At 67.7% G+C, this 13,971-nt stretch carries 13 protein-coding genes; 7 read left to right on the forward strand and 6 right to left on the reverse strand.

The features are described 5' to 3' along the window. Positions 1-82 precede the first annotated feature (82 nt). A complete protein-coding gene (locus U1H82_RS10960) occupies positions 83-3,544 on the forward strand; it encodes a glycosyl hydrolase 2 galactose-binding domain-containing protein (protein WP_322964954.1) in 3,462 nt (1,153 codons plus the stop codon). Continuing rightward, complete coding sequence (locus U1H82_RS10965) at positions 3,541-4,299, forward strand: SGNH/GDSL hydrolase family protein (protein ID WP_322964955.1); 759 nt, start codon at positions 3,541-3,543, stop codon at positions 4,297-4,299. The genes U1H82_RS10960 and U1H82_RS10965 overlap by 4 nt, the downstream gene beginning before the upstream one ends. Here U1H82_RS10965 and U1H82_RS10970 read toward each other — a convergent pair. Then, on the reverse strand, positions 4,278-4,694 hold the full coding sequence (locus U1H82_RS10970; protein ID WP_322964956.1) for a PaaI family thioesterase: 417 nt from the start codon (positions 4,692-4,694) through the stop codon (positions 4,278-4,280). The two genes, U1H82_RS10965 and U1H82_RS10970, sit on opposite strands and share 22 nt — an antisense overlap. Beyond that, a complete protein-coding gene (locus tag U1H82_RS10975) occupies positions 4,691-5,101 on the reverse strand; it encodes a PaaI family thioesterase (RefSeq protein ID WP_322964957.1) in 411 nt (136 codons plus the stop codon). The genes U1H82_RS10970 and U1H82_RS10975 overlap by 4 nt, the downstream gene beginning before the upstream one ends. Positions 5,102-5,161: 60 nt before the next feature. Here U1H82_RS10975 and U1H82_RS10980 point away from each other — a divergent pair, with 60 nt between their 5' ends. Next, positions 5,162-5,944 carry a crotonase/enoyl-CoA hydratase family protein gene (locus tag U1H82_RS10980; RefSeq protein ID WP_322964958.1) on the forward strand — a complete coding sequence of 261 codons (783 nt, stop codon included), beginning with the start codon at positions 5,162-5,164 and terminating at the stop codon, positions 5,942-5,944. A 210-nt stretch (positions 5,945-6,154) separates the two neighbouring features. Here U1H82_RS10980 and U1H82_RS10985 read toward each other — a convergent pair whose 3' ends face one another. Then, a complete protein-coding gene (locus U1H82_RS10985; RefSeq protein ID WP_322964959.1) occupies positions 6,155-6,610 on the reverse strand; it encodes a peptidylprolyl isomerase in 456 nt (151 codons plus the stop codon). Between the two features lie 117 nt (positions 6,611-6,727). On the opposite strand from U1H82_RS10985, the gene mgtE reads away from it, so the two are divergent. After that, positions 6,728-8,140: a magnesium transporter gene (mgtE, locus tag U1H82_RS10990; RefSeq protein ID WP_322965082.1), complete on the forward strand. Its 1,413-nt coding sequence runs from the start codon at positions 6,728-6,730 to the stop codon at positions 8,138-8,140. A gap of 131 nt (positions 8,141-8,271) precedes the next feature. Here the strand turns inward: mgtE and U1H82_RS10995 are convergent, their stop codons facing one another. Then, positions 8,272-9,096 carry an inositol monophosphatase family protein gene (locus tag U1H82_RS10995; RefSeq protein WP_322964960.1) on the reverse strand — a complete coding sequence of 275 codons (825 nt, stop codon included), beginning with the start codon at positions 9,094-9,096 and terminating at the stop codon, positions 8,272-8,274. A 95-nt stretch (positions 9,097-9,191) separates the two neighbouring features. Here U1H82_RS10995 and U1H82_RS11000 point away from each other — a divergent pair, with 95 nt between their 5' ends. Both U1H82_RS11000 and U1H82_RS11005 read left to right on the forward strand, forming a co-directional pair. After that, positions 9,192-9,725, forward strand: a complete 534-nt coding sequence (locus tag U1H82_RS11000; RefSeq protein WP_322964961.1) for a peroxiredoxin — start codon at positions 9,192-9,194, stop codon at positions 9,723-9,725. A gap of 66 nt (positions 9,726-9,791) precedes the next feature. Continuing rightward, complete coding sequence (locus tag U1H82_RS11005) at positions 9,792-10,835, forward strand: GGDEF domain-containing protein (protein WP_322964962.1); 1,044 nt, start codon at positions 9,792-9,794, stop codon at positions 10,833-10,835. Positions 10,836-11,194: 359 nt separating this feature from the next. Here U1H82_RS11005 and U1H82_RS11010 read toward each other — a convergent pair whose 3' ends face one another. Together U1H82_RS11010 and U1H82_RS11015 are read right to left on the reverse strand one after the other, a co-directional pair. After that, positions 11,195-11,815, reverse strand: coding sequence for a YbhB/YbcL family Raf kinase inhibitor-like protein (locus U1H82_RS11010; protein WP_322964963.1), 621 nt, complete (start codon positions 11,813-11,815; stop codon positions 11,195-11,197). A gap of 15 nt (positions 11,816-11,830) precedes the next feature. Further along, positions 11,831-12,865 (reverse strand): DUF1176 domain-containing protein, encoded by a 1,035-nt coding sequence (locus U1H82_RS11015; protein ID WP_322964965.1) that lies wholly within the window; start codon positions 12,863-12,865, stop codon positions 11,831-11,833. A gap of 106 nt (positions 12,866-12,971) precedes the next feature. On the opposite strand from U1H82_RS11015, the gene U1H82_RS11020 reads away from it, so the two are divergent. Further along, the gene (locus tag U1H82_RS11020) at positions 12,972-13,841 is read left to right on the forward strand and encodes a 3-hydroxybutyryl-CoA dehydrogenase (protein ID WP_322964967.1); all 870 of its coding nucleotides are present in this window, start codon (positions 12,972-12,974) and stop codon (positions 13,839-13,841) included. The last annotated feature ends 130 nt before the right edge of the window (positions 13,842-13,971 follow it).

The raw sequence follows: 13,971 nt of genomic DNA on the forward strand, positions 1-13,971 counted from the left end.
GCAGGGGAGGAATATGGGGGTGGCCTTTGACTTTAGGGCTTTTCATTTGCTTTATCCGGCGGCGATCAAAAAGGGAGCAGGCATGAGCGTGGCGACGGCAAGGGCGATAGGGGCTCTGGCATCGATGACGGCGCTGTGCTGGAGTCTGGGCGTCTCTGCGCAGACGGCCCCTGCGGCCCAGCCTTCGGCCACGCCCCCGACCACGCCGCTGGGGCCGATCAATGCCGATCTGCCGCCGGGTGGCGGTGCCTATCGCCGCGCGATCGTGCCGACGCCGGTCGCTGCGCCCAACTGGACATTGTCCGCCTGGGTGCAGCCGCGCAGCGTCATGGGCAAGGGTACGACGATGCTGATCGGCGGCTTCGGCGATCCGACCACCGGCCCGCGTCGCTATCTGGCGCTGGTCGATGGCCAGCCCGCGCTCGTCACCGAAGCCGGGGTGGTGCAGGGCGGCGGCACCGCCGATCGCAACAAATGGACCTATATCGCCGCCAGCTATGACGGGAAGATCGTCCGGCTGTTCGTGAATGGCCGACAGGTGGTGCAGCGCGGGCTGTCGCTGGAGCCGGTCATCGGTGTCGCGACACTGGCGCCCCGCAGCTATCAGCCGGTCTTTGCGGGCAAGATCGTCGACTTTCGCATGGTGCGCGAGGCGGTCGATCCGCTGGCCATCCGCGTCGCCGCGCGCCGCGCCCCCGATCCGGCGAAGCTGGCGCTCCAGACCGGCAGCCCGACCTGGCCCTATCAAACCCGCCAGATGCAGGGACAGACCGCACCGCAGGACGCCTGGACCCTGCCCCAGTCCAAGGCCCCGATCCCGACCAGCGGCACGGCCAAGCCCGAGCCCAAGGACGCTGCGCTCGTCTCGACGGCGACCGGGCAATGGGCGGTGAATGGCTGGCGGCTGATCGAGGCGGCGAAGGTCGGCCCCGGCGGCGCGGACCTGTCACAGGGCAATTACGACGCGAGCAAATGGTATGCCGCGACCGTGCCGGGCACGGTGCTGACCACGCTGGTCGATCGCGGCGTCTATCCCGATCCGGCGGTGGGGCTGAACAACCTGTCCATCCCGGAGACGCTGGCGCGGCAGGATTACTGGTATCGCACCGAGTTCGACACGCCTGCCGAGGCTGCCGGGCGGACCATGTGGCTGACCTTTGGCGGCGTGAACTATTCGGCCGAAGTCTGGGTCAATGGTCGGATGATGGGCACGATGAAGGGCGCCTTCATCCGCGGCCGCTTCCCCGTCACACTGGTGCCTGGGCGCAATGCCGTTGCCGTGCGCGTCTCGCCGCCGCCGCATCCCGGTATCGCGCACGAGGAATCGATGACCGCGGGCGTCGGCGAGAATGGCGGCGTCCAGATGATGGACGGCCCGACCTTCGTCGCGACCGAGGGCTGGGACTGGATTCCCTCCGTCCGCGACCGCAATACCGGGCTGTGGCAGGGCGTAACGCTCTCCGCGACCGGCCCGGCGGTGATCGGCGACCCGCAGGTCGTCACCACCCTGCCCAAGCCCGATAACTCGGTCGCCGATGTCGAGATCGCAGTACCCGTCACCAATAATGGCCAGACTCCGGTGACGACGACGGTGCGCGCGGTGTTCGACGATGTCGTCGTCGAAAAGCCGGTGACGGTCGCGCCGGGCCAGACGATCCGTGCCGTCCTGTCACCGAGCGAGTTCCCACAGCTGTCGGTCAAGAATCCGCGCCTCTGGTGGCCCAATGGCTATGGCGACCCGGCGCTGCACGATCTGGCGATCACGGCGGCGGTGGACGGCGCGCTGTCCGATTCGAAGAGCCTGCGCTTCGGGATGCGGCAGGTGACCTATGACCTGTCACTGTTCGACGATGACGGCGATCTGGAGCGGGTGACGCTCGACCTCAACCGCGCGCGCGGTGGGCCCAAGCTGATCGACACCAGCCACAAGGGCATCCGCAAGACGGCGAATGGCTGGGCGATGAGCTTCACGCCCGGCGGCGACCAGTCGGCGGCGGTCGCCAAGCTGACCGACGATCCGCGCCTTGCCCCGTACCTCGTTCTGCGGGTCAATGGCGTGCGCATTGCGGCGCGCGGCGGCAATATCGGCATGGACGAATATATGAAGCGCGTCGACCGCGCGCATCTGGAGCCATTCTTCCGCCTGCACCGCGACGCGCATCTCAACATCATCCGCAACTGGGTGGGGCAGAATACCGAGGAGAGCTTCTTCGACCTGGCCGACGAATATGGCCTGATGGTCCTGTCCGACTTCTGGGAGTCGACCCAGGATTACAATATGGAGGCCGAGGACCCGCAGCTGTTCCTGGCGAATGCGACCGACGTGGTGCGCCGCTATCGCAACCACCCCTCGATTGTCGCCTGGTTCGGCCGGAACGAGGGCGTGCCGCAGCCGATCCTCAATACCGGGCTCGACACGCTGCTGCGCGCCGAGGATGGGACGCGGCTCTATATGCCCTCGTCCAACGCGGTGAACCTGCAAGGCTCGGGGCCGTATAACTGGCGGCCGCCGGTCGAATATTTCACTGATCATGCCAAGGGCTTCTCGGTCGAGGTCGGTACGCCCTCGCTCCCCACGCTGGAGGCGTGGAAGCGGACCATCCCGGCCGAGGCGGATCGCTGGCCGATCGGCGATGTCTGGGCCTATCATGACTGGCACCAGACCGGGAACGGCGCGGTGAAGAGCTTCACTGACGCCCTCGAAAAGCGCTTCGGCCCCGCCACCGGGCTGGAGGATTTCGAGCGCAAGGCGCAGATGATGGAGTATGAATCCTATCGCGCCATTTTCGAGGGGATGAATGCCGGTCTCTGGACCGAAAATTCCGGCCGGATGCTGTGGATGACGCAGCCCGCCTGGCCGTCCTCGGCGTGGCAGATCTTCTCGTCCGACTATGACACCCATGCCGCCTTTTACGGGGTGAAGAAGGCCGCCGAGCCGATCCATGTCCAGATGAACCTGCCCGACCACCGCGTCGTGCTGGTCAACAACACGCGCGACGCGTTGAAGGGCGTGCAGGTGCGTGCGAAGATTATCGGGCTCGACGGCCGATCCGAGGGCGAGCAGGAGGCGAAGATCGTCGCGAATGCCGAGGGGGTGACGCCCGCGCTGACCCTCGACCTCGCGCCTGCCATGAAGCGTGGGGCCGTGCTGGTCCGGCTGGAGGCGACCGATGCGGGTGGGCAGGTCCTGTCGACCAACAGCTATTGGGAAGCGGCGGACGATGCGGGCTATCGCGCGCTGACCGGCATGGCGGCGGCCCCCGTCACCGCGACCGCGACGACGCAGCCTCAGGGCGACGAGACGATCGCCAGCGTCACCCTGACCAATAATGGTTCGGTGCCCGCGATCGAGACCAAGCTGACCGTGATGAACGCCGACGGCACCCAGATTCTGCCCGCCTATTTCAGCGACAATTACGTTACCCTGATGCCCGGAGAGACCCGCGTGATCGAAATTCGCTATCCCACGGCCAAGGCGGACAAGCCGATGGTGAATGTGCGCGGCTGGAACGTCACCGCGACCGCTGCGGACCTGCGCCCGTGAGCCGGGTGATGCTGGCGGCGCTGGCCGTGCTGAGCCTCGCGGTGCCTGCCGTCGCGCAGACACCGCAGAAGGAGACGGACGGCCAGCGCTGGGCTCGCGAATGGGAGGAGCGGCTGCACAACGACTTCGCCTATCTGGCCCGCTACCGCGACGATAATGCGAAGCTGCCTGCGCCCGTCGCGGGGCAGCCGCGCGTGGTCTTCATGGGCGATTCGATCACGCAGGGCTGGGTCGACAAGATGCCGCAATTCTTCGTGCCCGGCCGGATCGGGCGCGGGATCAGCGGACAGACGACCGCGCAGATGCTGCTGCGCTTTCGGCAGGACGTGATCGACCTGCATCCGGCGGTGGTGCAGATCATGGCGGGCACCAACGATATCGCGGGCAATACCGGCCCGACGACCGACGCCCAGGTCGAGGGCAATATCATGTCGATGGTGCAGCTGGCGCAGGCCAATGGCATCCGCGTGATCCTGGCCTCGATCCCGCCTGCGGACCATTTCGAGTGGAAGCCGGGCCTGCCCACCGCACCGCGCATTGCGACGCTGAATGCGTGGTTGAAGGACTATGCCAAACGGGTCGGCGCGACCTATGCCGATTACTGGTCGGCCTTGCATGTCGGCGACGCGCTGAACCCCGCTTACGGCACCGATGGGGTGCATCCCAATGCGGCGGGCTATGCCGTGATGGCACCCGTCGCCGATGCCGCGATCAAGCAGGCGCTCGCGAAACCTCAGCCGCGCAGGATTCGGTAGTTCAGCCGGGCGGTCGCGATCGGCTGGTCGCGATCCTCCTGCCAGGCGACCGCCTCGACATTGGCGGTCCGCTGGCCGAGGCGCAGGATGACGCCGACCGCACGGGTCGGATGCTGGTCGCGGCCGGTGCGCAGGTAATTGGTGGTGATCGTCACCGGCTTGATCCGCGCCGCGCCGTCGCCCGCCAGCCGGTGGGTGAGCGCGGCGATCCCCGCCACCTCCAGCAGCCCCGCGATCGCGCCGCCTTGTAGCAGCCCCGGCCAGCCCATCACGTGTTCGCCGAACGGCATGACGAGTTGCGGCGCACCCTCGACCCAGTCGATCGAACAGCCGAGCCACTGCGCATAAGGCGGCAGGTCCATCCCCTGCCCAATCGCAGTCTTCGGCGCGCTCATGCGGCCATGCCGATAAAGGTGCCCGCGACATGCGCGACCGGATCGTCGGGGTCGCCGTCATGCGCAATCCCCCGGACAAAGGCGATGCTGCGCGTCAGCCGGTAACATTCGCCGCGCCCGATCACGGTGCGCTCGGGCACGGCGGGGCGGAGGTAGTCGACCCGCAGGTCCAGCGTCACATGCGCCTCGAACACGCCCCGCTTCAGCCAGACCGCGACGCTGGTCGCCATGTCCATCATCGCGACGATCGGACCCGAGGCGATCACCCCGCTCACCGGATCGCCGATCAGCCGCGCGTCATAAGGCAGCGCCAGCTCGGCCCAGTCGTCGCCATGCGCGCGATACGCGATGCCCAGCTGCTGGCCATGTCCGCCACCCAGGCCGCCCATCGCGACGAAGCGTTCCATATCGAACCCCATAAGCCGATGGTCTACACGACCAACGCGCTGGCGCAAAAGGAGAGAGATATGCACGACCGGGTGACGATGACGGTAACGGACGGCGTCGCCGATGTCCGGCTGGCGCGCGGGGGAAAGCTGAACGCGATCGATCGCGCCATGTTCGATGCGTTGGCCGGGACGATCGACACGCTGGCGGGGCGAGCCGATCTGCGCGTGGTGGTGCTGTCGGGGGAGGGCGACGGATTCTGCTCCGGGCTTGATATGGCGGCGATGGCCGGGGGCGATCTGGCGGGGCTGGACCTGTCGGCGCGCGACTTTGGCCCCGCGAATCTGGTGCAGCAGGTGACCTGGGGCTGGCGCACGCTGGCGGTGCCGGTGATTGCGGCTGTCCACGGTGTCGTGTTCGGCGGCGCGACCCAGATCATGGCGGGCGCGGACATCCGGCTGGCCCATCCCGCCACCCGTTTTGCAATTCGCGAGGTGCATTGGGGGATCGTGCCCGACATGGGCGGCTTCGCCCTATGGCGGGGCGTCCGCCAGGATGTACTTCGCGAATGGGTCTATACCGCGCGCGAGTTCGACGCGACCGAAGCGCAGGCTGCGGGATTCGTCACCCGGCTGGTCGAGGACCCGCGCGCCGAGGCGATGGCGCTCGCCGCCAGGATCGCCGAGCGCAGCCCCGATGCCGTGCGCAGCGCCAAGCGGTTGTTCGCGGCGATGGGGGCTGCGCCGGAGGAGATGCTGGCGATGGAGAGCGCTGAGCAGGTGGCGTTGATGCAGGGGGCGAATTTCCGCGAGGCGGTGCAGGCGAATATGGAGCGGCGGCGACCGGTGTTTCGCGACGTTTGAGGGGCACACGACCTCTCCCCAAACGATAGCCCCTCCCGCAGGCGGGAGGGGTTGGGGAGGGCAGGGAGTCTCACAGAGCGCATCGCCCGTGGCTTTCCCTCCCCCATCCCCTCCCGTTTACGGGAGGGGCGTGCTTGGGGCGGTCGGTTGGACCAACAGAAAAGGGGAGCCTCTTTCGAGACTCCCCCCTTCCATCGGATTTCGCGAAAATTACTCCGCGGTCGCCTTCAAAATCTTGCCCGGATTGCGGGGCGGCTCGCCTTTGGGGAGGGCGTCGACATGCTCCATGCCGCTCTCGACATTACCCCAGACCGTGTACTGGCGGTCGAGGAAGCGCGCGTCGTCGAAGCAGATGAAGAACTGCGAATTGGCCGAGTTCGGATCGTTGGTCCGCGCCATCGAGCAGGTGCCGCGCACATGCGGTTCGGCATTGAATTCCTGCTTCAGGTTCGGCTTGTCCGAGCCCGACATGCCGGTGCCGGTGGGGTCGCCGCCCTGCGCCATGAAGCCGGGGATCACGCGGTGGAACACGACGCCGTCGTAAAAGCCTTCATTGGCAAGCCCGCCGATGCGCGCGACATGCTCGGGCGCCAGGTCGGGGCGCAGGGTGATGACGACATCGCCGCTCTCGAGCGTCAGGGTCAGCTTGGAAAAAGTCTCGGCCATAAGGGGTCTTCCTTGGTTGATGCCCCGCAGGTAGGCATTCCGGTGCCCGCTGGCAAATGCCGCCGTCGCAAGTTAGAGGCGTGACACAGCGTTCATGATCGATCGAGGGAGGCCGAGATCAGCGACACCGAACTCCCCGAACTCGAAGCCGAGGCCCTGCCGCCCGAAACGCAGCTGGACGAGGACGACCGGCTGAAACCCGAATATGTGCGCAGCGTCCTCGACGCGCTGGAGGCGGGTGACGACGAGGGCGCCCGCGCGCTGGTCGAGCCGCTGCACCCCGCCGATATCGCCGATCTGTTCGAGCTGGTCGGGGACGAGGAACGCGTCAACCTGGCGCGCGCGGTCGCCGACCTGCTGAACGGCGACGTGTTCGCCGAGATGAACGACTATGTGCGCGAGCAGCTGATCCAGGCGCTCGAACCGCATGAAGTCGCCGACATTGCCTCCGAACTCGACACCGACGACGCGGTCGCAATCATCGAGGATATGGACGAGGACGAGCAGCGCGCGGTGCTGCGCGCGCTCGACCCGGACGACCGCGCCGCGATCGAGGAGGCCTTGTCCTTCCCCGAGGAGTCCGCCGGTCGCCTGATGCAGCGCGAGCTGATCGCGGTGCCCGAACATTGGACGGTGGCCGAGACGATCCAGTTCCTGCGCGACGACGAGGAACTGACCACCGATTTCTGGGAAATCTTCGTCGTCGATCCCGGCCATCGCCCGATCGGCACCTGCCAGCTCTCCTGGATCTTGCGCGCGCCCGGCCAGATCGCGATCGGCGACGTGATGAAGCGCGAACAGACGCTGATCCCGGTCGACATGGACCAGGAAGAGGTGGCGCTGCGCTTCCAGAAATATGCGCTGATCTCGGCTGCCGTGGTCGACGCCAGCGGGCGGCTGGTCGGCATGATCACCGTCGACGACATCGTCCACATCATCCAGCAGGAGGCGGGCGAGGACGTGCTGCGCCTGTCGGGTGCGGGCGAGGGCGATATCAACGAGCCGATCCTCGACAGCTATAAGAGCCGGGTACGCTGGCTGCTGGCGAATCTGGTGACGGCAATGGTCGCCTCCTCGGTGATCGCCGCGTTCGAGGGGACGATCGCACGGATGGTGGCGCTGGCGACCCTGATGCCGATCGTGGCGGGGGTGGGGGGCAATGCGGGCACCCAGACACTGGCCGTCACGGTGCGCGCGCTGGCGACCAACCAGCTGACCCGCTCCAACACCGCCCGCGCGATCATGCGCGAGATCCGCGTGGCGATGATGAACGGCGTGACGGTCGCGGCGGTGATCGGGGTGGGGGTGAGCCTGGTCTTCGGCAATCCCGCGCTTGGGCTGGTGATCGCGGCGGCGATGATGACCAACATCCTGGTCGCGGGTCTGGCGGGGGTGCTGGTGCCGGTGACGCTGGAGCGGTTCGACGCCGACCCGGCCGTCGCCTCGTCGGTGTTCGTGACGATGACGACCGATTCGATCGGCTTCCTGGCGTTCCTGGGCCTAGCGACAGCGGCGGGCCTGACGGGATAAACTATTCCTCCCCTGCAAGGGGAGGTGGCAGGGCGAAGCCCTGACGGAGGGGTGTCACCCTCTCGATAGCGGGACACCCCTCCACCATGCTGCGCATGGTCCCCCTCCCCTTCCAGGGGAGGAATTTCAGATCAGTGATCGTGGTCGTGATGATGCCCATGCGGCACGTTGCGCAGCGCCTCCAACACCTCGTCGGTGCGCGCCGGGTCGCCGATCGCCAGCACATGGCCCGCGCTGTCGGCGGTCAGCGGGTCGCCGTTCCAGTCGCACATCCGTCCGCCCGCGCCCTCGACCACCGGCACCAGCGCGGCGAAGTCGTGCAGCTTCAGCCCCGATTCGCAGACGATGTCGATATGGCCGCTCGCCAGCAGGCCGTAATTATAGCAGTCGCCGCCATAGACCGGGCCCTGGCGCGGACTGTTGCCGCTGATCGCGCCGACCAGCGCCATGAAATGGGGCACATCGTCATCGTCGAACAGATGCGGGCTGGTCGTCGCGATCGTCGCGCCGTCCAGGGCCGTGCAGGTCCGTGTCCGTATGGGCGCGCCGTTGAACAGGGTCGGCCGCCCGGCGACACCCAGCCAGCGTTCGCGCGCGATCGGCTGATCGATGATGCCCAGCACCGGCCAGCCATTTTCGACCAGCGCGATCAGCGTGCCGAAGATCGGCCGCCCGACGGTGAAGCTGCGCGTGCCGTCGATGGGGTCGAGCACCCATTGGCGCCCCGTCACGCCGTCCTTGACGCCATATTCCTCGCCATGGATGCCGTCGCCTGAGCGTTCCGCCTCCAGGATGCGGCGCATCGCCGCCTCCGCCTCGCGATCGGCCAGCGTCACCGGCGAGCGGTCTTCCTTGATCTCCAACCCCATTTCACGACGGAAATAGGGGCGGATGGCGGTTCCTGCGGCATCGGCAAGTCGAAGGGCCAGTTCAATATCGGCGGCAAGTACGGACATGTTAACCCGGATAGGATAGGACTGCGTTATCAGCAATGGACGCCTTCATCGCAACCGGATAGGCATTAACCATCTTAATATAAGGGAATAGGGCGATGCGGGCAGTGTTGGGGGTTCTTCTGGCGATGGCGGCGGTGCCCGCTGCGGCAGCCTTGCGTCCCGGTGCCGTGGCCCCGGACTTCACGACGCGCGGCGCGGTGGCGGGCAAAGTCTTTACGCTCCATCTGAAAGACCAGCTGCGCCACGGTCCGGTCGTCCTCTATTTCTTCCCCGCCGCCTTCACCAGCGGATGCAGCGCCGAGGCGCGCGCCTTCGCCGAGAAGATCGACGCCTTTCGCGCGGCGGGCGCGCGCGTGATCGGCATGTCGGCCGATCCGGTGGACAAGCTGGCCGCCTTCTCCAAGGCCGAATGCGCGGGCAAGTTCCCGGTGGCGAGCGCGGGCCCCGCGATCGTCAAGGGCTATGACGTGGCGCTGGGTCGTCAGATCGAGGGACGCGATATCACCTCGCGCACCAGCTATGTCATCGGGCGCGACGGGCGCGTTGTCTTCGTTCATGACGATATGAACCCGGCCGAACATGTCGCCTCGACGTTGGCGGCGGTACGTGACCTGCAAAGCCGTCGCTGATCGGCGCATGTCATGGGGCTTTTCAGACAATGGGGGGATGTTGCGGAGGCGGAGCCGCAACGCGCGATGACGACCCCCGCTGACATATTCGATCGCATCGGCCAGTTCCTCGAGGATCACCGGCTGTCGCCCGATCCGGCGCATTATGCCTTCGTCCATGCGATCCTGACGAACCCGGAGGGCAGCCTGGCGCGGGCCGTCGCCTCGCTGATCGATGGCGGGGTGCGGCTGCACCAGGACGATATCGTGCGGCTGGGCGGGCCGATCGACACGGCCGCGCCGACGGCCGATTCGTCGCCAGCGGCAGAGGCGGTGCGTGACACGCCCGAACGGATCGTCCTGCCCGAGGCGGAGGCGCGCTCCGACGCCCTGGCCCAGCAGACGCAGAATCAGGTCGACTCCTTCATGACGGTCATCCGCTCGGTCCAGGCGGATACATCGGCCTTTGGCGCGAATCTGGCGCGCAACGTCGCGGAGATGAAGCGTGACGGCGGGATCGGCCTCGCCGCGCTCGCGAGCCTGACCGGCGAGATGCTGGAGCGGATCAACGCGACCGAGCGGCGGCTGGAACAGGCTACGGCCGAGGCCGACGCGCTGCGCGAAAAGCTGGCCGAGGCGCGGGCGACGGCGCGGCGCGATCCGCTGACCGGGCTGGCCAACCGCCTGGCCTTTACCGAGGCGCTCGGCCAGTCTTTCCAGGCGCGGGAGAGCTGTCACCTGGCCTTGTGCGATGTCGACCGGTTCAAGCGGATCAACGACGAACTCGGCCATGCCACGGGCGACCGGGTGCTGCATTCGATCAGCAAGATCCTGGCCGAGGAAGGGCAGGAGCATCTGGTTTGCCGTCATGGCGGTGAGGAATTTGCGATCCTGATGACCGGATTGTCGTCGGATCAGGCCGCCGCGCTGGTCGACCGGGCACGCGAAGCGGTGCGCAGCCGCCGGATGCGGGTGCGCGAGACGGGCGAGCCGGTGGGGGAAGTCACCTTCTCCGCCGGGGTCACCGCGCTTCGCCCCGACGATACGCAGGAGACGCTGTTCGCGCGTGCGGACTCGCTTCTCTACCGCGCCAAAAAGGAAGGTCGCGACCGGGTCTGCAGCGACACGTGATTTTCCGCCACCCAGTGGCGGGAAATCCGCCGGGCGCATGGCGAAATTTCCCAACATTCCCGGCGACCTGTCAAAAAACGCCGGAAAACAGCCATTTCTGAAAATGGCACGGTCCCTGCAAAGTCCCTGGCATCGCTGGTCGAATGGGTCGACCGGCGGATCATCCAGGGAGTTTTGCCATGTTCGCCTCGTTCCAGACCCGCCAGATCCTCGTCTCGGTCGTCGGTGCGCTCGTCTTTGCCGGCCTCGCCATCACCACCGCCGCGCCGATCTTCCCGATCGCCTGAGCGTGACCATGCCGTATCACGACGGCGGCCGGATCGTCCTGATCTGACGAGCGGCCGCCGATCGACCCGGCGTCAGGCGATCGCGCCCGCGCCGACCGGGCCCACCGGTGCTTCCTCCTCACGCGAATAGGTGCCCGTCAGCACCCCGGCGGCGAGCACATGCCCCGCCATCGCCTCGACCAGCGCACCGCGTCCCGGCGTCTGCCCGGCGATTTCCACCGGCGCATCCAGCGCGAACAGCTGGAAGACATAACGATGCTCGCCATGCCCGCGCGGCGGATCGGGCGGCAACCAGCCTTCGCTCAGATAGGAATTGCGCCCGACATCGCCGCCCGTGGGCGTGCCCGTGCCATCGGCGACGATCGCCCCTTCGGCCAGGTCGCCGCTGCGGGGCGGCAGGTTCCAGACGATGGCGTGGACCAAGGGCTGCGGCGTCGGTGCATCGGCATCCTCGACCAGCAGCGCCAGCATCGCGGTCCCGGCGGGCGGCTCGCCCCAGACGAGCGGCGGGGACACGCCTTGGCCATCGGCGGTGAAGCGTTCGGGCAGCCGCGCCATATCGCCAAAGGCGGGACTGTTCAGCGTCATCGCGGCAGGCGGCGCCAGTTCGGGCCGCACGACCGCGATCGATTCGACCCCGGCGCGCCAGCCGCTCATCGCCTTGCCCAACCAGGCGGGCAGATGTTCGAGCATGATGCGGCTCCTCTCCTATCGTGCCGTGGCCGGGGTCGAGACGGCACGGGTCCGCCAGACGGTCAGCGTGTCGATCGCCCCCCGGCATTCGGTCATCTGCGCGGCGTGGAGCAGGCGGAAGCGCGTGCCGTCCCAGCCGAATTGCTGCGCATCGCCGCAATCGCCCAGCCCCCGGCCCTTGCCCCAGCTCGACAGGCGGCCGTCGCGCGACCATTCGACATTGACCAGTGTCTCGGGTTCGTCGGGGCCGGGCGTGTCGCCGAAATGATAGGCATAGTCGAAGGCGGCGGGGCGCAAGCGGCCGTCCCGCCAAATGAGCGGCTTCACCAGATAATTATAGGCCCCCGCACCGCATGACATCAGTACCAGCGCGCTGCGCCGGTCGAGCCGGTGGGCGTCGGCGCTGAACGGGCTGCCATCGTCGATCACGCAGCCATAGCGCCGCCGCGCCTCGTTGATCGCGGTGGTGGGGATGGCGGGGGCGGGGCCGGGCGGCGGGGTGACGAGCCGCACCACCGGCAGCGCAAGCGGCGTGCCGCGATAGCGGGCCCCGCCGCGTGCGATCAGCGCGGAGGTCGTGCCCGCCCGCCCCTGTCGATCGTCCATATAGCGAAACGCCGCCGCCGCCCCGTTCAGCGCCACGCCATGGGCCCTCGGGGTCAGCAGCGCGGCTCGCTTGCCCCGCGCGATCGCCGCGACGAGCGCGGTGGCGGATCGGCCCTGCCATTCGCCCTCGCCGTCTCGGTCGAGCGGGGTCGAAGCGATGGTCCGCCCGTCGACCCGGACGCTCGCCGCCTTCGCCGTGCCGGTCATGTCACGGACGCGCACCGTCACGCCCCCCGCCCCGTCGCGCGCCACGATCAGCCCGACATCCTGCAGCATCGCCTCCTCCGGTGCCAGCGAGGCGGCCTCGCAGCCCTTGGCATTGTCGCAGGCGACGATCCAGTCGCGGAACAGCTTCAGCTTGCCCGGCCTGGGGGTGTCGGTTGCGGCGACACCAGGCGCCGCAGCGGCCAGCGCGATCCCTGCGACGAGGCTCATGCGAATCATAACCCGGTCAACCCCTTTGCTGGCGATCCCGTTCCGAACCGGATAGGGCGCGTTTCAACAGGCTTTGTGCCAGAGAAACAGGCCGGATGAACAGGAGAGTGTCGTCATGAAGTCAGTGGGCGTGATCGGGGCCGGTCAGATGGGCGCGGGCATCGCGCAGGTGTCGGCGGCGGCGGGCTATGCGGTGAAGCTGGCCGATGTCTCGGCCGAACGGGCCGAGGCGGGCAAGGCGGGCATCGCCAAGGCGCTCGACCGGCTGGTGACGAAGGAAAAGATGACCCGCGAAGCGGCCGATACGCTGCTGTCGCGGATCACGCCGGTCGGCAGCCTGTCCGCCATGGCGGATTGCGAACTGGTGATCGAGGCCGCGACCGAGCGGGAGGCGATCAAGCGCGCCATCTTCGAAGAGGTCGGCAAGGTGATGTCCGATACCGCCATTCTGGCGACCAACACCTCCTCCATCCCGATCACCCGTCTGGCGCAGGCCGCCCCCGATGCGGGTCGCTTCGTCGGCGTGCACTTCTTCAACCCGGTGCCGGTCATGGGCCTGATCGAGTTGATCCGCGGCCTCGCCACGTCGGACGCGACGGTCGCCACGGTCGAGGGTTTCGCGCAGGAACTGGGCAAGCGCGTGGTGCATGCCAATGACGCGCCGGGCTTCATCGTCAACCGCGTGCTGATGCCGATGATCAACGAGGCGATCTTCGCGCTGGGCGAAGGCGTGGCGACGATCCCCGATATCGATGCGGCGTGCCAGCTGGGGCTCAACCATCCGATGGGACCGCTGACGCTGGCCGATTTCATCGGGCTGGACACCTGCCTGGAGATCACCCGCGTCCTGTTCGAGGGCACCGGCGACCCCAAGTTCCGCCCGGCCCCGCTGCTGATCAAATATGTCGAGGCGGGCTGGTATGGCCGCAAGACCAAGCGCGGCTTCTATGATTACTCGGGTGCGGAGCCGGTGCCGACGCGGTAACAAATCCTCCCCATCTTTGATGGGGAGGGGGACCGCCGCGAAGCGGTGGTGGAGGGGTGAGGGGCGGGGGGGGGCCCCCCCCGGGCACCGGCCCGGGCCCCACCCCCCACCCACAAGGGGGGGGGTTGTG

Source organism: Sphingomonas fuzhouensis, assembly GCF_034659795.1.
GTDB classification, from domain to species: domain Bacteria; phylum Pseudomonadota; class Alphaproteobacteria; order Sphingomonadales; family Sphingomonadaceae; genus Sphingomonas; species Sphingomonas fuzhouensis.

Bases quoted from the DNA above. Each gene is read 5' to 3' on its own strand.
- U1H82_RS10960 (WP_322964954.1), top strand. From the start codon at position 83: ATGAGCGTGGCGACGGCAAGGGCGATAGGGGCTCTGGCATCGATGACG.
- U1H82_RS10970 (WP_322964956.1), bottom strand. From the start codon at position 4,694: ATGAGCGCGCCGAAGACTGCGATTGGGCAGGGGATGGACCTGCCGCCT.
- U1H82_RS10975 (WP_322964957.1), bottom strand. From the start codon at position 5,101: ATGGAACGCTTCGTCGCGATGGGCGGCCTGGGTGGCGGACATGGCCAG.
- U1H82_RS10980 (WP_322964958.1), top strand. From the start codon at position 5,162: ATGCACGACCGGGTGACGATGACGGTAACGGACGGCGTCGCCGATGTC.
- U1H82_RS10985 (WP_322964959.1), bottom strand. From the start codon at position 6,610: ATGGCCGAGACTTTTTCCAAGCTGACCCTGACGCTCGAGAGCGGCGAT.
- U1H82_RS10995 (WP_322964960.1), bottom strand. From the start codon at position 9,096: ATGTCCGTACTTGCCGCCGATATTGAACTGGCCCTTCGACTTGCCGAT.
- U1H82_RS11000 (WP_322964961.1), top strand. From the start codon at position 9,192: ATGCGGGCAGTGTTGGGGGTTCTTCTGGCGATGGCGGCGGTGCCCGCT.
- U1H82_RS11005 (WP_322964962.1), top strand. From the start codon at position 9,792: ATGACGACCCCCGCTGACATATTCGATCGCATCGGCCAGTTCCTCGAG.
- U1H82_RS11010 (WP_322964963.1), bottom strand. From the start codon at position 11,815: ATGCTCGAACATCTGCCCGCCTGGTTGGGCAAGGCGATGAGCGGCTGG.
- U1H82_RS11015 (WP_322964965.1), bottom strand. From the start codon at position 12,865: ATGATTCGCATGAGCCTCGTCGCAGGGATCGCGCTGGCCGCTGCGGCG.
- U1H82_RS11020 (WP_322964967.1), top strand. From the start codon at position 12,972: ATGAAGTCAGTGGGCGTGATCGGGGCCGGTCAGATGGGCGCGGGCATC.